Below are 17,784 nucleotides of genomic sequence, written 5' to 3'. Positions count from 1 at the left end.
CCCGGAGGGGAGTCGTGGCCGACGGGCGGCCGGTCAGGGGAAGGACACGAGAGTGGACGGCACGGTCGACGTGCCGGCCGGGACCGTGGAGGCTCCGGTGTCGTTGATGACGTGGTTGTAGTGACCCATGCCGCCGAGGGAGACCACGAGGAGGCTGTGGAACTTCACTCCCGATTTGACGGGGGTCTTGAAGCCGTGGTCCTGGCGGATGTTCGGGTCGACGTTGTAGTTGCAGTAGCTGCCCAGGCCCCAGGCCTCGTGCGTGTCCACGGAGTCGTCGACGCGGTAGGCGGCGTACCCCTTCGTCGATCCGTTCTGGATGGCGGCCTGGTTCGGGGCGTCGTACGCCTTCTCGTTCTGGTAGAAGATCGTCCGGCCGCGTTCGCCGTACCACTCGACGTCGTACTTGTTGAAGTGCTCGACGAAGAGGCCGGTGGCCAGGACGTCGTCGCCGTTGACCCGGACGCCGTAGTCGGCCCGGTTGGTCTCCCAGCCGACGCCCTCGCCGTGGTCGGCCCGCCAGACCCAGGTGTGGTCGATGATCGTGTCGTGGCTGTTGACCACCATGCTGGTGGTGGCCTTGCCTGCGCCCGCGCCACCGATGCGGATGTAGACGTCCTGCACGGTGGTCGGGTTTGCGGCGTGGTCGGTGGTGGCGCCCTGGTGGCCGATCTCCAGGAGCGTCGGGGAGTTGACCGGTCCGGCGTCGATGAGGAAGCCGGCGAGCTTCACGCCGTCCACGTCGGCGACCTTCATCGCGGTCACCCCGTTGTCCGGGATGATCGTGGCGAGGCCGAGGCCCAGCACGACGGTGTTCGCGCGGTTGACGTTGATCGTCTGGTCGACGTGGTAGACGCCCGGGGTGAAGAGGAGGTGCAGGCCCTGGGCGAGGGCGGCGTTGATGGTGGCGGCGGTGGCGCCGGGCTTGACGACGTAGAACCGGCTCAGCGGGATCGACTCGCCCTGCGGGGTGCCGTTCTCCCAGGTGGTGCCGCGGGCGTTGGTGCGCTTGGCGGGGGCGAAGACCTTGTACTCGTTGCCGTCGAGGTAGAGGAAGGGCTTCTCGCGGGAGATCGGCGTCGTGTCGAGCGTGGTGTAGCGGGGCTCGGGGAAGCCGGTGGCGGGCGCGCCCTGGACGCCGGAGAAGACCTGGTTCCAGACGCTGTTGGACCAGCCTCCGATCGAGCTGTCGCGGGTGTACCACTGCTGCTGCGAGTAGTTGCCGATCTGGCCGTCGATCTTGCTGTCGGCGATGTAGCCGCCGCTGGCCCAGCCGTAGCCGTTGGGTGCGAGGTTGAGGCCGCCCTTGACGTGCATCCGGCGGAACGACGCGGCCTGGGAGACCGCCCACCGGTTGGTGCCGTTGACCGGCTTCACGGCGAGGTTCTCCGCGCCGCGCCAGAAGTTCTGGGTGGCGTTGCCGTTGAACCAGCCGGCGTCGACGGTGATGTCACCGTTGATCGTCGTGTCGTCGGGGCGCAGTCCGAGGCCGGCGATCTGGGTGTAGAAACCGATCTGGGCGTTGAGGTTGTTGTACGTGCCGGGCTTGAACAGGAAGGCGTGCCGGCCGGAGCCGAACTGCGCCGACTCCTGCTCCCGGAAGACCTGGTCCAGCTTGGCCTGGATGCCGGGCGTGGAGGGGTCGAAGACGTGCACGTTCGGGCCGAGGTCGCCGCCGCCCGGGATGACCGGACCCGGGTCGTCGCCGGTCGTACCGAAGACCTTGAACTCCCAGAGGGAGTAGCCGTATCCGGTGGCTCGGGCGGTGCCGAGCATCCGGACGTAGCGGGCCGTGCCGGAGACGTTCACGGTCTCCACGCCACCCGCGCCGGTGGTGGTGGAGTAGGCGGTCGACCAGTCGGTGCCGTTCTGGGACGTCTCGATGCGGTACGACTTGGCGTAGGCGGCCTCCCAACGCAGCTCGACCTGGCTGAGGGAGGCGGGGGCGCCGAGGTCGACGCGGATCCACTGCGGGTCGGCCGCGGCGCTGGACCAGCGGGTGCCGTTGTCCCCGTCGACGGCGGCGGTCGCCGGGGTGCCGTAGTGCTCCTGGCTGGAGGCGGTGACCGGCTTGCCCTGGGACAGCAGCACGGGCGCGGCCTGGGCCTGCGTGGCGGGGACGAAGGCCAGAAGGGTGGCCGCCAGTGCGGTGACCACCACACCGACGAGACCACGGCGGCCGGGTCTGCGGGACATCAGGGTCGCGGCGCGACCGCCGGGTCTGCGGGGCACCGGCGCCGCTGGGGGTATGCCGACTGCGGGCATGAAGGGCTCCTCGAAATGGGCATTGTGGGAGAGCGCTCTCCGGAACCTTGCCCGCCGCGCCAGATTCGGTCAAGGAGTCTGACACGACTTTTCTTTAGGCTTGCATTAAGCAGCGTTCGCTAGAGGAGGGCTGGAGGGAGCGAGCGGGCTCGTGAGCGGACGGGCCGTCAGAAGCAGCTGGGAGGTCGGCCGTTCGCGGTGGCGCGGGCGACATCGCGGGGCTGTACCTCTTCGGACGTCACATCCGCCCGCGGGCACCTCACCACACACTCCGAGGGGCACCGCGGCCGGCGTACGCGAGTCCAGCCCAACCGTGCACGCTGCGCTCCGTGGCCCGCCTCCCCCGCGACGACGTCACGAGCAGCGGGAACAGTCGCTGGTAGGCGGTGCCTTGGTCGGGAGGGCTGGACCGTGATCGGAAATGCGGTGTGGTGTCCGCCCCCTGAGGACACAAGATGGTGCGCATGACGTTGACCACCCCGACACTGCACACCGCGCGCCTGCGGCTGCGCCCCTTCACCGACGCCGACGCGGACCCCCTTTACGCCCTGCACAGCAGCACCCACGTGATGCGCTACTGGGACTCCCCGCCGTGGACCGACCGGGCCCGCGCCGAGCGTTTCGTCACGATGTGCCGGACGATGGCGGACGAAGGCACCGGGGTGCGGGTGGCCATCGACCGTGCTTCAGACGGGGCCTTCGTCGGGTGGTGCGTTCTGACCGAATGGAACCCGGACTACCGCAGCGCGTCGTTGGGCTACTGCCTCACCGAGGCGATGTGGGGCCACGGCTACGCGACGGAAGCGGCACACGCCCTGCTGCAGTGGGCGTTCGACACACTGGACCTGCATCGGATCCAGGCCGAGACCGACACCCGCAACATGGCGTCCGCCCGGGTCCTGGAGAAGATCGGATTCGCGCGGGAAGGGACGTTGCGGGAAAACTGCGTCGTGAACGGGGACGTGTCCGACTCGTGGGTGTTCGGATTGCTCAGGCGAGAGTGGCGGCCGCCGGTCGTACCGATTCCGGCCCACACAAAGCGTCGCTGAGCCGCCACGCCGCACTCAGATGGCGAGATGGCGGGTCATGTTCGCGAGGGAGGCCCTGACGACGCGCGAGGTGGAGGCATGAGTGTCTCCGCGCCGAGCCGCAGCTCTCTGGTCTCCGCGACACTCCGCCTGGTACAGGTCACGGCGGAGTCCGGTACGGACAGGGCGGTGTGCGGGCAGCAGGGCGGAGGCATGACGGGTGCCGCGGATCGGGTCGGTCAAGGCCCTGGGGGCCTTCGGTTCGATGCGCGGGGGCGCCGGTCGACAGGTGCGGCGAGCCCGTCGACCGGTGCCCGGCCGTGTCCGGCCCATGCGCCCGACGTACGTGGGGTCAGCCGCGGACGCCGAAGTCGACGCGGTCGGCGAGTCCGGCGGCGGCGAAGGCGGCGACGAGCTCGTCGCGGCCCTCGGTGAAGTGGGCCCAGCTGTCGTAGTGGACGGGGACCACGCGGCCGGCGTCGAGGATCTCCGTCGCCTGGGCGGCCTGGGCGCTGTCCAGGACGATGACCTCGCCGTCGAAGACCTCGGTGAAGCGGGGCGCTCCGGCGAAGAGGAGGGCCGTGTCGACCGGGGCGAAGCGTTCGGCGATGTCCCTGACCGCGTCGAGGGAGGCGTTGTCGCCGCTGACGTAGACGGTGGGCAAGCCTTCGCCGGTCAGGACGAAGCCGACGACCTGGCCGGTGATCGGCTCGACCTTCTCGCGCGGGCCGGGGCCGTGGATGGCGGGTACGCCGGTCACGGTGACCGTACCGGGCCCGCCGTCCCGGCGGTCGAGCTCGACCGACTGCCAGTCGGCGAGGCCGGTGGCCGCCTGTCCGAGACGCTCCCCGCCGCCGGGGGTGGTCAGCGTCAGCGGGAAGTCGGCGAGCAGGGCCCGGCCGGAGGTGTCGAGGTTGTCGGCGTGCTCGTCGTGCGAGAGCAGGACCACGTCGACGCGGCCGAGGTCGTCCGGGCTGCCGTCGGCCGCCGCCGTCTTGGTCAGCACGACGGCCGGTGCCTGATGGTCACCGGGACCGTCGAAGGTCGGGTCGGTGAGAAAGCGCAGGCCGCCGTACTCGAAAAGGGCAGTCGGGCCGCCGAAGACACGGACGGGGAACGGATCGGTCTGCTGGGTCGGGGAAGACACGTGGAGAATCCTCACGGATAGAGGGTGCGTTAGCCGTGAGACGGACTGTACGCACGCCTCACGGATGGACGCAACCCGTACCATGAGGAGCATGGAAGAGTTCGCGACCGAAGAAGCCGCCCTGCCGGCGGCGCAGGGCGAGGCGGAGCACCCCGCCCTGGCCCTGGCCAACAGCGCCGTCGCGCTGCCCGGCGGGCACACGGCCGACCTCCTGGGCACCCCGGCCCGGGCCGAGCGGTGGCTGGCACGGCGCGGCCTCGCCCCGGACGGCGCCGGCCTGGCGGAGGTGTGCGCCACACAGCTGCGCTCCCTGCGTGAACAGGTCAGGTCCCTACTGGCCTCCCGTGTCGCCGGCGTCCCCGCCCTCCCCGCCGCCGTCACGGCGGTCAACGACGCGATGACCCGTGTCCCCACCGCGTCCCTGCTGATGTGGGACGAGAAGACCGGCCCCTACCGCGCCGCGCCCCACCCCACCACCGCGATCGTCGAGCACGCCCTCGCGGCCATCGCCGCCGACGCCGCCGACCTGCTCACCTCCCCCGACGCCGCCCGCCTGACCGCCTGCGCCTCCCCGCCCTGCAACCGCTTCCTGCTCAAGCAGGGCCGCCGCCAGTGGTGTTGCACCCGCTGCGGCGACCGCGCCCGCGCCGCCCGCGCCTACGCCCGCCGCACCAGGACGGACTGACGACGCCAGATCGCCGCCGCGCCAGGACGGACTGACGACGCCGCATCGCCGCCGCGCCGAGACGGGACTGACGCCGCATCGTCGGCCCGCCACGACACGCCGGATCGCCCGCGTCAGGTGCGCGAGCGGGAGAGCCGGGTGCCGTCCGCCCATCGCGTCGGGGGCGGGGCGCCCGAGGCACCCCTGAGCGGGGGCGGCGGAGGGCAGGGCCCTCTGGTCGTCAGGGACGTACCGGTTGGAGTTGCGGGTGAGGGGGCCGGCCCTCACCCCATCGCGACCACGACCTTGCCGGCCCTGGCGCTGCCCTTCTCGGCGTACTCCATCGCCTCGCGGGTCCGCTCGAACGGGAAGACGCGGTCGACGACGGGACGGATGTCCCCGGCGTCGACGAGCCGGGTGAGTTCGCCCAGCCGGCCGCCGTCGGCCTTCATGAACAGGAAGGAGTAGGTGACGCCCTGACGCTTGGCGCGGCGCCGGGTTCTCCAGCTCAGCGCGTTCATCGCCTGCCGCAGGACCGGGTTCGCACCGAGCTCGCGGGCGAAGTCCGCGTCAGGGGGTCCGGCGATGCTGACGACCTTCCCGCCGGGCTTGAGGATCCGCAGCGACTTCTGCAGGGTTGCGCCGCCGAGGGTGTCCAGGACGACGTCGTAACCGTCCAGGACCTCCTCGAAGTCCTGTGTCCGGTAGTCGACGACGAGGTCCGCGCCGAGCTCCCGGACCAGGTCGGCCTTGGCCGCGCTCGCGGTGGTGGCCACGTGCGCGCCCAGCCGCCTGGCCAGTTGGAGGGCTACGGTCCCGACGCCGCCGGAGCCCCCGTGGATCAGGACCTTCTGACCCGGCTGGACCTGAGCCCTTTCGACCAGCGCCTGCCACGAGGTCAGGGCGACCAGGGGCAGGGACGCGGCCTCCACCATGGTGAGGCCGGCCGGCTTGGACGCCAGGTCGTTCTCGTGGACGGCGATGAGTTCGGCGAAGGTGCCGATGCGGTCCTTGTCCGGCCGGGCGTAGACCTCGTCGCCCACTGCGAACCGGGTGACGTCCGACCCCACCTCGACCACCACCCCGGCGAGGTCGTTGCCCAGGACCAGAGGGAGACGGTACGGCAGGATCGCCTTGAAGCCGCCGTCGCGGATCCTGAGGTCCAGCGGGTTGACGCTCGCCGCGCGGACCCGGACCAGCACGTCGTCGGCGCCCACCTGCGGGTCCGGCGCCTCGGTGACGCGGCCGCCGTCCCGGTCGCCGTACCGCTCGATCATGAAAGCCTTCATCGTCGTCTCCGTTTCCCGTCCGCAGGGGGACGCGACTGCAGTACGTCCCCGGCTTCCGCCGACAAGGGACAGCTCGTTGCGGTCCGCGGCGGATCGCCGGGGCCGCTCGCCGATGGGCCGGCGGTGATCCCCGACGCGGTATCCACCGCCGGGCATCGGGGCCCATCAGGATGCGCGTGTGCTCATGCCGCGTTCGGCGATGCGGCCAGGTTCTGCTTCACGTACCGGGTGATCTCGTCGGCGAGGATCTCGGGCAGGCCCGCCTGGACACCGTCCAGGGCCTGGGCGGCGACCTCGGCGGGGTCGGCCCGCTGGTCGGCGGGGACGCTCGCGGCCATGTCGGTGTCCATGTACCCCACGTGCAGGGCCGAGACGGTGATACCGCGGGGCGCCAGTTCCTCCCGGGCCGCGCCCGTCAGCGCCCACGCCGCGGCCTTGGCCGCCGCATACGCTCCGAGGCCGGCCGGGTGCAGCCAGGACAGGACCGACAGGACATTGAGCACGCCTCCGCCGCCGTTGCCCTCGATGACGGGGGCGAACGCCCGCGTCACCGCGAGCGGACCGAAGAAGTTCACGTCCATCTCCAGGCGGACCGCGTCCGGGCTGCCCGCGATCAACGGGGTACCGGTGGATATGCCGGCGTTGTTCACCAGCAGCGTCGCGTCGGACGCGAGGCGGGCCGCGGCCCGGATCGACTCCTCGTCCGTCACGTCGAGCCATAGCGGGACGACCCCCGGCAGGTCCACCGTTTCGGGGCGCCGGGCCGCCGCGTACACACGCGCTCCGCGTACCACGAGCTGGGCGGCCAGATGCCGGCCGAGCCCCCGGTTGGCGCCGGTGACCACCGCGACCGCGTTCTTCAGTTCCATGCCCACTCCCAGCGTTACGGCCGGCCCGTGACCGACCCGGCCAAATTAGATTACGGCCACAATCTAAACACTGGTCTACGATAGATGCCAGTCGACATCCAATCTGGAGGTGGCCGATGGGCCGCGTATCGCAGGCGCAGGCGGAGGAGAACCGCCGACGGGTCGTGGAAACCGCGTCGCACCTGTTCCGCGAGCGGGGGACGCACGTCAGCGTGGCCGACCTCATGAAGGCAGCCGGTCTGACCCACGGCGGCTTCTACAAGCAGTTCGCCTCCAAGGAGGCGCTCATCGACGAGGCCACCGCCCATGCCTTCGCAGAACTCACCCGCCGCCACCGGAACGGACTCGAGCAGCACGGCGAACGGCGCGACACCGCCCAGCGGGCGCTGATCGACACCTACCTCTCCCCCGAGCACCGCGACAGCCCGGCGGACGGGTGTCCCGTCGCCGCGCTCGCCACCGACATGGCACGCGAAGGCGGAGACCAGGAGGCCCGCCGGATCTACACCGAGGGCGTGGGCGACTTCGCCCAGTGGCTCACCACGGAGGACCAGGACGGCATCACCCGGCTGTGCACCATGTTCGGCGCACTCGTCCTGGCCCGGGCCACCAGCGGTTCCCCGCTCTCCGACGAGATCCTCAGCACCGCGCGTGCGGCATTGGCGGCAGGCAGCTGATCAGCGTCACCGCCGACGGGCAGCCGCTGGGCGGGACCCGCCCCGGCGCCGACTGGCACAGCAGGCGCTGACGTCGTCCCTGGCCCACCCCCCTTCCCTGACCGACGCTCCCTCCTGACATCACCACCGCGCAGACGGCGGCACGGCGAGCCGCCTGGCGACGCGCGACCGGCTCAGTCGCGCCGTCTCCGACGCCACCACGAAGGCACCGGCGTTAAGGTCGTCGAGTGGGTTCGGGTGGCACGGTTGCGGGCGCGGTGGTCGTCGAGGGCGGTCGGGTGCTGCTGATCCGCCGCAGGGTGGCCGTCGGCGAGCTCTTGTGGACCTTCCCCTCCGGCAAGGTGGAGCAGGCCGAGTCGGTGCGCTCGGCGGCAGCGCGGGAGGCCATGGAGGAGGCGGGTGTCGTGGTGGCACCGACCGTGGTGCTGGGCGGTCGTGTACATCCGGTGACGGGCTGGCGCGTGCTCTACGTGGCGTGCAGGGTGCTGAGTGGCACGGCCGGAGTGGCGTCGCCGCGGGAGGTCGCCGAAGTGGCCTGGGTCGGGGCGGCGGGGCTGCGAGGACTGATCCCCGGTGGCGTCTACGGACCGGTTCGGGGCTATCTGGACGGCGCGCTCACCGCTTAGCGGATGCCACAGAAGACCGCGAACCGCACATCATCGGTACGGGGCCGAGGTGTTGAGCACGGAGCGGGAGTGAGCGGATACGCAACGCGAGGCTCCGGCACGTCCGACTCCTTCGGCGGCGCAGCCCTCTCACCGTGGGCAGCTCGTTCCGGCCCGCGCAGTTCGTGCGGTCCGGGCACTAGCTTCGGCTCCGCATCATCGACGTCAGCAGCCCGTGGGTCTCTTCGTCGGCGGCGGCCACGAGCCCACGACCTGACGCACCGATCGGGGCACCGTCGATCCCGGTGACGACGCAGCCGGCAGCCCGGCACAAGGCGATGCCGGCCGCGAAGTGCACGCTCGTGGAGAGGTCGCTGCCATCGGTGACGTACGCGGCGCGCCTGCCGGCAGCGACCCAGGCCAGCGCCAGCGTGGTGGACACCACCCGAGGCCGGAAACGGTCGACGAACTCGGGGTGAGCCAGCAGGTTGACGGCCCGCAGTCCGGGCGCACTCGGGAACGGCGGATCCAGGTTGATGTCCACCAATCGGGTGGTGGGCGTGGGCGTCAGCAGGGCGTCGTCGGCGCCGTCATGCCGCACCCAGGCAGTCTCCCCGTCGGTGAAGAAGACCTCGCCGCTGAACGGATCGGCCACGGCCGCCGGCCCCCCGCGCAGCGCCACGTTGACGGCCACCAGCATGGTGCCGACGGCGTAGTTCAGCGTGCCGCACAGGGGATCCACCAACCACTGGCGCGCGGCGTCGGCGGCACCCTGCCGCCCGCATTCCTCACCGAGGACCGCGTCGTCGGGCCGTGCGGCACGGATGACGCCGAGAATCGCCTTCTCGGCCTCCACATCGGCGGTGGTGGCGAAATCCCCGGCGCCCTTGTCGATGCGGTCGAGCCGCCGGCCGTACATGCCGCGGACCACGTCCGCGCCGGCCCGCGCTCCGGCTGTCGCGACGGCGGCATCGTCGGCGCTCGCGTATGAGTTGGTCATGACATTCAGCCTATCGAGGTGACGCCACCGCCCCGGCGAACCTTCCCGGTGAGAGCACCAGGGCCTGTAGGCCCGCGGTCGAGACAAGCACGCGTCGCCCTCGGGCACGCGTCGCCTTCGGGCACGCGCCGCCCCCGGGCACGTGCCTCAGGGGCGGCCGAGTTGACCGGAGGCCGCCTCCGTTTTACGCTCGCATCAATACGGAGTCGGCATCCGTTTCGTTGGAATGATGGAGGCGGAGAGCATGAGGGCGGACGACCGGCAGGGACGCAAGCCGCGGGCGGACGTTCTGCGCAACCGGGCCGCACTCCTGGAGGCGGCTCAGCGGCACTTCCTGCGGTTCGGAGTGGGTACGTCGCTGGAGGCGGTCGCCAAGGAGGCGGGGGTGGGGCCGGCGACGCTGTACCGGCACTTCCCGACCCGGGAGGCGCTCCTGGCGGCGGTGCTGCAGACCCGTGCGGACGAGCTGGTGGCGCGCCGGGCGGAGATCGCCCGCCTCGATGACCCCTCCGAGCGGCTGCGGCAGTGGCTGCGGGCGATGGAGGAGTACTTCAGCGCGTTCAGCGGGCTGCCCGAGCCGCTCATGGCCGCGGCCAAGGCGCAGGAGCCGGACAACCCGCTGACCCTGCCCTGCGACGCCCTCATCAGCACCACCGATGAGTACGTGCGGGCCGCCCAACGGGCCGGGCGCGCGCGGCCCGCGGTGACGGGCTTCGACCTGTTCCTCGCGGCCTGTTCCGTCGCCTGGCTGATGGGCACCGGCGCAGCCGACGACGAGGCGCTCGGCCGTCTTCGCGATCTCATCGAGAGCGGCTACCGCCGGCCCGGCGACGCCGGATAGACCGCCACGCCGGGAAAACTCCGACGGCGTCCTCCCGCGCGGAGACGCCGTCGCCCCTCACCCCCTTCCCAGGGGAGTGACGCAACCCCCAAAGGACAAATCATGAAACTTGCCGTTATCGGAACAGGACCCATCGGAACCACGCTGGCCCGCACGTTCAGTGCCGGCGGGCATGACGTCGAGGTGGCGAACTCCCGGGGTCCGGAGACCGTCGACGCCGCGGTCCTGGAGTTCGGGGCGCGCGCGGTGACATCCCGGGAAGCCGTCCGGGACAAGGACGTGATCATCCTGTCCGTCCCCTTCGGCCGCATCCCGGACCTCGCCCCGCTCCTCGCCTCCGTGCCCACCGAAACCGTGGTCATCGACACCTCCAACTACTTCCCCGAGCTGAGCGGCCGCGTCGAGGCCGTCGACCAGGGGCAGGTGGAAAGCCTGTGGGTCGCCGAGCAGCTGGGCCGGCCCGTGGTGAAGGCATGGAACGCGGTCCTGGCAGGAACCCTGCAGACCCGGGGCGTTCCGGCGGGCACCCCGGGGCGTATCGCGCTCCCGGTCGCCGCGGACTCCGACGCAGCGCGCCGCGTGGGCATGGGCCTGGTGGACGAGAGCGGCTTCGACCCCTGTGACGCCGGCGTACTCGCCGACTCCTGGCGTCAGCAGCCGATGACGCCCGCCTACTGCACGGAACTGACCCTGCCCGAGCTGGAGCAGGCGCTGGCCGCCGCCGACCGCGACGAAGCCCCGCGCAACCGCGACCGCCAGATGAGCCGCTTCGCCACGCTCACCTCCGCGCCCACCTTGGACGAGACGGTGGAACTCAACCGCTCCCTGCACCGCTGAGCCGACCTGCACCGAACCGCCGCGGCCCGGCCGTGCAGCCGTGCAGCCGTGCAGCCGTGCAGCCGTGCCGGGAAACCTCTCCTTAAGGACCGCTAGTTGTCTACCGCCACTTTCTTCACCGACCTTGCGCGCACCAGGCACTCCCCCCGCCAGTTCCTGTCCACTCCCTTGCCCCCCTCGGACATTCGCGGAGTACTGGAAGACGCCCAGACCGCCCCGTCGAACAGCAACACCCAGCCCTGGAACGTCCACGTCGTCTCCGGCGCGGCACGCGACAGCCTGAGCCGTGAGCTGCTCAAGGCGTTCGAGGAGGACCGGACCTCTCTCGACTTCACCGCCGACTACGGCCAGGGCATCCACCGGGACCGGTCGCACGAGCACGCGGCCATCGTCTACGGGACTCGGGGTGTCGCCCGCTCGGACCAGGAGGGCAGGCGGGAAGTCATCCGCGAGAACCTGCGCTTCTACGGAGCGCCGCACGTGGCCCTGCTCTTCATGCCCGTCCTCGGCGACGGGGTTCGGGCGGCCGGTGACATCGGCATGTACGCCCAGAACTTCCTGCTGTCCCTCACCGCCCGCGGCTACCGGGGCATACCGCAGGCCGTCCTCGGCGTCTACGCCGACACCGTCCGCCAGACCCTGGGCATTTCCGAGGACCTCAAGCTGCTGTTCGGCATCGCCTTCGGCACCGGCGACCAGACCTCACCGATGTACGGCATCGACGTGGGACGCGTCCCACTCCAGCACAGCGTCGTCCTGCACGACACCCCCGGCGTTCTCGGCCCGGCCTGAACCGGAAGGCGGCTTCGGCGAAGACGGACCCCGCTGTTCGCCGCGCTCTGCCGGTACCGTCCCGTAGAGAGCGCCGTCTCTCGCGGTGTGCCTCGCGTGTGGGTCGCCGACCGGCGGCCGATGCCGCGCCCGTACTCGGCCGCCTTCCGTGACCTCGGCCACGAACCGGGTCGACGCCCGGGGCACGGCCTGAAACGCGCTCCCGCGACCGGCACCGTCCTCGCCGGCGCACTCCGGCTCTTTCCACGAGGACGGTCAAGGCCCATGATGACGGCATGGCTGCCGGCGAAGTAGTGCTCTGGGAAGCGGACGACAAGAGCATGCGCATGGTTCCACGGCTGCAACGCATGGGGGTGACGGCCGGTCTCCTCTGCCTCCTCGGGCTGCTGATGTGGTCGGCCTCGCACGCCACATGGGCACTCTACGCAGGCGCCCTCTACCTACTCGGGGAGATCGCGCACTGGGCGTGGGACCGACGGCGTCTGGTCGAGGCACACATCGTCCCGGGCGAAGCCGACGGCCCTGCCAGACTCCGCCTGCGCCGCGTCGGCGGACGGATCACCGAACACGACGCCCACCGCGTGGCCCGCGTCCTCGTCATCTACGACAACGTCCACAACCTGGCACGTCTCCGCCTGAGCCTGCGCGGCAGGCCGCTCCTCTTCGGACGCCCCGGCCTTCCCCCAGCCCTCACGACATGGCAGCAAGCATGCCCGAGAGCCCAAGTCAACGACCGATCTGCTCATTGGGGCATGCCGGGAGTCCCCGACTGAGGTTGTGCCGTCATCGGCTCTGGGCACGGCGGGGCGGTGGAGAGACGTCGGAGGCCGTGCACCATCCCTGTCCCCCCGCGACCGGCTGAGCGGGCCGCGGGGGGACAGCTTGTGGTCTGCACAGGCTTGCGCCGGCGCAGCGGAGTCGATGCGGGGCCGCTTGCCGAGTGGGGGCGATCATGCGCCGAGGCCCCGGCCGAACCCGCCGTCCACGGGCAGTTCCAGGCCGGTGGTGAAGGTGGCCTCGACGGCCAGGTACAACGCCGCGGCGGCGACCTCCTCCACGGTGCCTCCTCGGCCCATCGGCGTGGAGGCGTTGCCCTGTTCGATGAACTCGGCGCGCTGCTCCTCGGTCAGTTCGGCAACGCCCATGGTGGGGGTGAGGATGAAGCCCGGGGCGATCGCGTTGACACGGATCTTCCGGGGAAGCAGTTCGGCGGCGAGCACCTTCGCGCCGGGCGGGGCGCGTCCTGACTACCGTCCGGCCGTGCCGGTGGAGTCTGCGGAGGTGCGGGTGACCTCCCAGGCCGCCTCGATCATCCGGAAGGTCTCGTCCAGCGCAGCCTCCGGATCGGCCGCCTCACGGGCCAGCGCAAAGGCGTCGATCACGAACCTCGCGATCGCCTGACAGGCCGTGGTGGGCCGCGCCAGGTCGAGATCGGCGGCGATGGCCCTCGCCAGCGATTCCGCGTGGCGCAGCCTCATCGCCTCGTCGTACTTCCGCAGGGCGGGTGACGCGACGATCATCTGCCAGATCGGGGCGGCGCTGCCCGCCGTGCAATGGCGCACCAGGGCCTGGATCTCACGGCGCAGCGCGGGGATGAGCGGCTCGTGCGGCGCCCGGTCGGAGACCGCCCGCGTGAGGCGTTGTTCGAAGTCCTCGTCCTGCTCGAAGACCAGGGCCTCTTTCGAGGCGAAGTGAGAGAAGAGCGTGGTGACGGCCACGTCGGCCTCGGCAGCCACGTCACGGATGCCTACCGCGTCGTACCCGCGTTCCAGGAAGAGACGCAGGGCGGCGTCAGCGATCTTCTGACGGGTCGCGGCCTTCTTGCGCTCACGGCGTCCGGTCGGCACGGTCATGCGCCCACGCTATCAGGTGCAAAAACATAACGAGTCCAAAACACTAACCGTTAGTGCTACGGTCGCTCCATGAAAAAGGTGAGCTTCGCCGAGTTCGGCGGACCGGAAGTCCTGCACCTCATAGATGCCGAGGAGCCCCACCCGGCCCCCGGCGAGATACGCATCGCCGTACGGGCGGCGGGAGTGAACCCCGTCGACTGGAGGATCCGCGAAGGCCAGGTCCTGGGGGCCCATCCGATCGAGCTGCCCTCCGGAGTCGGGCTCGACGCCTCCGGGGTGGTGGACGAGGTCGGTGAGGGGGTCGAAGGGATCGAGGTCGGCGACCGTGTGTTCGGCGAAGGGTCGAGCACGTATGCCGAGTTCGCCGTGCTGTCGGCCTGGGCCCGTATGCCCGAGGGGCTGACGTTCGAAGAGGCGGCCGGATACCCCTCCGTGGTGGAGACCGCGCTGCGCGTCATCCGCGAAGCCGGTGTGCGGTCCGGGCAGACGCTGCTGGTCAGCGGTGCGTCCGGAGGAGTCGGATCGGCGGTGCTGCAGATCGCCCGCGACCGCGGCATCAAGGTGATCGGCACGGCCGGGGCCGCGAACCAGGACTACCTGCGGAGCATGGGTGCCGTCGCCACGACGTACGGCGAGGGCTGGGTGGAGCGGGTGCGGGAGCTCGGCCGGGTCGACGCGGCTCTCGACCTGGCCGGCTCGGGCGTGATCCGCGAGCTCGTCGAGCTGACCGGGGACGCGCGGAAGGTGATCTCCATCGCCGATCTCGACGCGCCGCGGTTCGGTGTCCGCTTCTCCGGCGTGGCCGGGAGCGTGCCGGAAGCGCTCGCCGAGGCCGTCGGCCTCATCTCGCGGGGGAAGCTGCACATCCCGGTCGAGAAGTCGTACGGCCTCGCCGAGGCCGCGGCGGCGCACATCGACAGCCAAGCCGGTCACACGCGCGGGCGCCGGGTTCTGGTCGTCTGAAGCGGGCTGTGCGTCGCCCTCGACCGGCTGTGCGTCGCTCTCGACCGCAACCGTGAGGGCGACGCCGGCCAGGGTCTCGCCCGCGCGACGGAAGACAGCGGGCCATGCCCCGCAGGGGCCGGCAGTCGCCCGGACGGTGGGTGGCCGACCGACGCCGCGTCACCGACGGCCTGCGGGAGGGCGGAAGCAGATCTGGCATGCCTGTCCTTCACCCTCCCGTGCTCGGCTTCCTCCCCGCTACTTCTTCTTGCGGCGCAGCAGCACGCAGGCGACGACGAGCGCCGCTCCGGCCGCGATGAGCGGCGTGCGGTTGTTGCGTACGGGTTCGGGGGCCTGGTCGTGCCAGACCTGCCGGGCCTGTCCTGCCTTGGCCTTCGCCTGCTCCGCGGCCGCTGCGGCCTTCGCCGTGACCGGCTCGGGCAGCTTCTCCTGCACCACCTGTACGGCCTGGGCCGCCTTGGCCCTGACCTCCCCGGTCAGCTCGGTGGCCTTCGCCGACGCCTGCTCCTTGGCCGCCGCCGCCTTCTCCTGGACGCGGGCCTTGACGTCCGTCTTGTCGGCCAAGGCCTCGACCGTGTCACCCAGCTCGTGGCGGGTCTGCTCCACCTGTCGGCGCAGTTCTTCCGGACTCTCCGCGGTGGGTTCGTCGTGGGGCGGTTGGGTCATCGCTTGGCACTCTCCTTGATCTCGGCCACATCGGCCTTCACGCTGTCGATGGTCTGCTCGGGGGCCGGTGGGGCGGCCCGCGTCACTTCCTTCTTGCCCGTCAGCGCGAGTACACCCGTGACCGTGCCGAGAACGGCGGTCACGATCAGGGCCGCCGCCCACACCGGCAGCGGCACCGCGAGGGCGGCGATCGCCGTGGCGATCAGCGCCTGCAGGGTGAAGAAGCCGGCGAGACCGGCCCCGCCGAACAGGCCGCCGCCCTTGCCGTAGCGCCTGCCCTTCTCCTTCATCTCCGCCTGCGCCAGCCGCATCTCCGCCCGCACCAACTCGGTGAGCTGCTGCGACGCACGCTGCACCAACTCCCCCACCGGCTCACCACCCGAGGAAGAACGCCCGGAATGGTCGCCGGAGGCGGGACGGCTCGTCTCAGCCATCATCAACACCCTCCTGCCGTAAGGACCGCCCGAGTCCCACAGGAGGGTGAAAGAACACCTGCCAGGTGGTGCCCTCACAAGCCGTTCACAAGAAGAGCCTGAGGGAGGGCGGACGGGCGCGAGGCCGAGTGACCGAGTGCGATCGTCCCCGCCCGTCGAACTCCCCCGGCGGCCGGGGGAGTTCGACGGGCGGCGGGCAGGAACCCGGCACCTACTCGTCGATCGCCGCCCCGAAGCGCGCGTCGGCCGTCGGCGCCCCGAGACGCGCCCCGTCGTACGTCCATGAGCCGTGGGCGACCAGACCCGACGACGACGCCGGCAGGACCCATACGAAGCCATCGTCCGTGTTCTCGCCCGGTGCCGCCGCCAGGAGCCCGAAGAGGCCGTCCCTGTTGGCGTCGACCAGCCGGACCTGCCCGCCCCAGCGGTCCGACTTCTCCGCCGTGCCGGGGATGTCGGCCAGCTGCTGGTCGAAGCTCTTCACCCCGGCCCCGCTGAAGCCGGTCCGGTCGCCGCGCAGCACCCACACGGCACCGGCGTCGGGCACACTGCCGATGTCCTCGCCGGGCGCACCGACGGCGAGGTCCGGGTGGCCGTCGCCGTCGGTGTCCCCGGCCGACAGCTCGGCACCCCACTGGTCACCCGCCTCCGAGGTGCCGGGCACGCCGGGAGAGTCCTGGGTCCAGTACTGCGCCGGCTCGGGCTCGAGCCCCGACAGGTCACCGCGCCCCAGGTAGAGGGTGATTCCGCCGCCCGTCGGTGCGCCGGCGCCCGTGTCACCGATGACGAGGTCGTCCTGTCCCGTGCCGTCCCAGTCCCCGGAGACGACAGCCGGACCGCCCGGGAACGTGCCACCGTCGCCGAGCCTCCCGGCGTCCGGTGCACCGTGCAGCACGTGCACGGTGCCGAGGCCCGGCTGCTTCCCGGTGGTGACGCCGGAGACGGCCAGGTCGGCCCAGGGGTCCTCGTTGTAGTTGCCGTGGCTGAGGCTGCGGAACTCGAAGCCGGTGCCCGGCGGTGCGACGTCCCCGGCCCGCACCCCGCGGTCCGACATCGTCAGCCGCTGCGCGACCTGGCCGGGCGTGCGGGTGAAGAAGAGCAGGGCGTCGTTCTCCAGAACGGCGATCGAATCGCGCGGGTCGGCGTCCGGGTCCGCCGGATCGGGGGCGAAGTAGCGGGCCGCTTCGACGGCCCGCCCGAAGCGGGCGCCCGCCCGCGGGTCGTCGTTCTCCAGCCACGTGCTGTCGGAACCGTGCAGTCCGGTCGGCGATCCCCAGAAGACGACGGCCCCGCCCGCGTCGGGCAGACCGGTGAGGTCTTCACCCGGGACACCGACGACGGCGTCGTCGTATCCGTCGTTGTCCAGGTCACCCGAGGCGACGGCCCCGCCGAAGCCGTCGCCGGCCTCGGCACCGCCGGGAACGCCGGAGACGTCCTGGTGGAGCACGCTCTTCTTCGTCGTACTGAGACCGCTCGACGAGCTGTACTGCACCGTGACGTAACCGGCGCCGGGGCCACCGTTCACCGTGGCGCCGGGGGCACCGGACAGTACGTCGTCGAACCCGTCGCCGTCGTAGTCGCAGTTGCGCTGCTGCCACCCGATGGATGGGAAGGGCACGGCGGCCTGGGCCGCGGAGGCCGTGCCGACCGCGCCGCCGCCGAGGGTGAGGAGTGCCGTGGCCGTGACGGCCAGTTGTCTGAGGTGACGCACGAGGAAACCCTCCTTGGTCTCCGGGACTGCCCACGGCTGCCGATCGGCCGCGTCGCGGACGAGGTTGTGCAGCCACTGTTCGAGCTGGGTGCCGGGGCGGGGCCGGTGGGGTGCCGGGTGGGCACCGGTTCACACCGCGGCGT

General features: G+C 71.4%; 19 protein-coding genes. 9 read left to right on the top strand and 10 right to left on the bottom strand.

The window, feature by feature from the left end; translation table 11 throughout:
* Positions 1-33 precede the first annotated feature (33 nt).
* Complete coding sequence (locus SAM23877_RS34385; protein ID WP_053141688.1) at positions 34-2,265, bottom strand: discoidin domain-containing protein; 2,232 nt, start codon at positions 2,263-2,265, stop codon at positions 34-36.
* Positions 2,266-2,729: 464 nt separating this feature from the next.
* On the opposite strand from SAM23877_RS34385, the gene SAM23877_RS34380 reads away from it, so the two are divergent.
* Positions 2,730-3,314, top strand: coding sequence for a GNAT family N-acetyltransferase (locus SAM23877_RS34380; protein WP_053143151.1), 585 nt, complete (start codon positions 2,730-2,732; stop codon positions 3,312-3,314).
* Between the two features lie 331 nt (positions 3,315-3,645).
* Here SAM23877_RS34380 and SAM23877_RS34375 read toward each other — a convergent pair whose 3' ends face one another.
* Positions 3,646-4,440, bottom strand: coding sequence for an MBL fold metallo-hydrolase (locus tag SAM23877_RS34375; protein WP_053141686.1), 795 nt, complete (start codon positions 4,438-4,440; stop codon positions 3,646-3,648).
* Between the two features lie 91 nt (positions 4,441-4,531).
* On the opposite strand from SAM23877_RS34375, the gene SAM23877_RS34370 reads away from it, so the two are divergent.
* Positions 4,532-5,125: an ABATE domain-containing protein gene (locus SAM23877_RS34370; protein WP_053141684.1), complete on the top strand. Its 594-nt coding sequence runs from the start codon at positions 4,532-4,534 to the stop codon at positions 5,123-5,125.
* 263 nt (positions 5,126-5,388) lie between these two features.
* Here the strand turns inward: SAM23877_RS34370 and SAM23877_RS34365 are convergent, their stop codons facing one another.
* The gene (locus SAM23877_RS34365) at positions 5,389-6,393 is read right to left on the bottom strand and encodes an NADP-dependent oxidoreductase (RefSeq protein ID WP_053141682.1); all 1,005 of its coding nucleotides are present in this window, start codon (positions 6,391-6,393) and stop codon (positions 5,389-5,391) included.
* 182 nt (positions 6,394-6,575) lie between these two features.
* Positions 6,576-7,262, bottom strand: a complete 687-nt coding sequence (locus SAM23877_RS34360) for an SDR family oxidoreductase (protein ID WP_053141680.1) — start codon at positions 7,260-7,262, stop codon at positions 6,576-6,578.
* A 116-nt stretch (positions 7,263-7,378) separates the two neighbouring features.
* Here SAM23877_RS34360 and SAM23877_RS34355 point away from each other — a divergent pair, with 116 nt between their 5' ends.
* Together SAM23877_RS34355 and SAM23877_RS34350 are read left to right on the top strand one after the other, a co-directional pair.
* A complete protein-coding gene (locus SAM23877_RS34355) occupies positions 7,379-7,939 on the top strand; it encodes a TetR/AcrR family transcriptional regulator (RefSeq protein ID WP_053141678.1) in 561 nt (186 codons plus the stop codon).
* Between the two features lie 227 nt (positions 7,940-8,166).
* The gene (locus SAM23877_RS34350; protein WP_053141676.1) at positions 8,167-8,565 is read left to right on the top strand and encodes an NUDIX hydrolase; all 399 of its coding nucleotides are present in this window, start codon (positions 8,167-8,169) and stop codon (positions 8,563-8,565) included.
* Between the two features lie 178 nt (positions 8,566-8,743).
* On the opposite strand, the gene SAM23877_RS34345 is transcribed toward SAM23877_RS34350, so the two are convergent.
* Complete coding sequence (locus SAM23877_RS34345) at positions 8,744-9,544, bottom strand: inositol monophosphatase family protein (RefSeq protein ID WP_053141674.1); 801 nt, start codon at positions 9,542-9,544, stop codon at positions 8,744-8,746.
* Positions 9,545-9,788: 244 nt separating this feature from the next.
* On the opposite strand from SAM23877_RS34345, the gene SAM23877_RS34340 reads away from it, so the two are divergent.
* From SAM23877_RS34340 to SAM23877_RS39810, 4 genes are all read left to right on the top strand, one after another.
* Complete coding sequence (locus tag SAM23877_RS34340; RefSeq protein WP_053143149.1) at positions 9,789-10,385, top strand: TetR/AcrR family transcriptional regulator; 597 nt, start codon at positions 9,789-9,791, stop codon at positions 10,383-10,385.
* A gap of 102 nt (positions 10,386-10,487) precedes the next feature.
* Positions 10,488-11,222, top strand: coding sequence for an NADPH-dependent F420 reductase (locus tag SAM23877_RS34335; protein WP_053141672.1), 735 nt, complete (start codon positions 10,488-10,490; stop codon positions 11,220-11,222).
* Between the two features lie 96 nt (positions 11,223-11,318).
* Complete coding sequence (locus SAM23877_RS34330; RefSeq protein WP_053141670.1) at positions 11,319-12,014, top strand: nitroreductase; 696 nt, start codon at positions 11,319-11,321, stop codon at positions 12,012-12,014.
* A 275-nt stretch (positions 12,015-12,289) separates the two neighbouring features.
* Entirely contained in the window at positions 12,290-12,787 is a 498-nt protein-coding gene (locus SAM23877_RS39810; RefSeq protein ID WP_159042037.1) for a hypothetical protein, read from the top strand.
* A gap of 177 nt (positions 12,788-12,964) precedes the next feature.
* Here the strand turns inward: SAM23877_RS39810 and SAM23877_RS34320 are convergent, their stop codons facing one another.
* Positions 12,965-13,234, bottom strand: a complete 270-nt coding sequence (locus tag SAM23877_RS34320; RefSeq protein ID WP_244903042.1) for an SDR family oxidoreductase — start codon at positions 13,232-13,234, stop codon at positions 12,965-12,967.
* Between the two features lie 27 nt (positions 13,235-13,261).
* The gene (locus tag SAM23877_RS34315) at positions 13,262-13,867 is read right to left on the bottom strand and encodes a TetR/AcrR family transcriptional regulator (RefSeq protein WP_053141665.1); all 606 of its coding nucleotides are present in this window, start codon (positions 13,865-13,867) and stop codon (positions 13,262-13,264) included.
* Between the two features lie 69 nt (positions 13,868-13,936).
* On the opposite strand from SAM23877_RS34315, the gene SAM23877_RS34310 reads away from it, so the two are divergent.
* Positions 13,937-14,830 carry an NADP-dependent oxidoreductase gene (locus SAM23877_RS34310; RefSeq protein ID WP_053141663.1) on the top strand — a complete coding sequence of 298 codons (894 nt, stop codon included), beginning with the start codon at positions 13,937-13,939 and terminating at the stop codon, positions 14,828-14,830.
* Between the two features lie 237 nt (positions 14,831-15,067).
* Here the strand turns inward: SAM23877_RS34310 and SAM23877_RS34305 are convergent, their stop codons facing one another.
* The 3 genes from SAM23877_RS34305 to SAM23877_RS34295 all read right to left on the bottom strand — a co-directional run bounded on the left by SAM23877_RS34305 (position 15,068) and on the right by SAM23877_RS34295 (position 17,641).
* The gene (locus SAM23877_RS34305; RefSeq protein WP_053141661.1) at positions 15,068-15,496 is read right to left on the bottom strand and encodes a DUF3618 domain-containing protein; all 429 of its coding nucleotides are present in this window, start codon (positions 15,494-15,496) and stop codon (positions 15,068-15,070) included.
* Positions 15,493-15,930, bottom strand: coding sequence for a phage holin family protein (locus SAM23877_RS34300; protein ID WP_244903093.1), 438 nt, complete (start codon positions 15,928-15,930; stop codon positions 15,493-15,495). The genes SAM23877_RS34305 and SAM23877_RS34300 overlap by 4 nt, the downstream gene beginning before the upstream one ends.
* Before the next feature lie 211 nt (positions 15,931-16,141).
* Complete coding sequence (locus SAM23877_RS34295; RefSeq protein ID WP_053141657.1) at positions 16,142-17,641, bottom strand: FG-GAP repeat protein; 1,500 nt, start codon at positions 17,639-17,641, stop codon at positions 16,142-16,144.
* Positions 17,642-17,784: the final 143 nt, after the last annotated feature.

The sequence above is a fragment of the Streptomyces ambofaciens ATCC 23877 genome (assembly GCF_001267885.1).
GTDB lineage: Bacteria > Actinomycetota > Actinomycetes > Streptomycetales > Streptomycetaceae > Streptomyces > Streptomyces ambofaciens.
The sequence above is the reverse complement of the archived record's forward strand: the minus strand, read 5'-3'. Positions and strand labels throughout refer to the sequence as shown.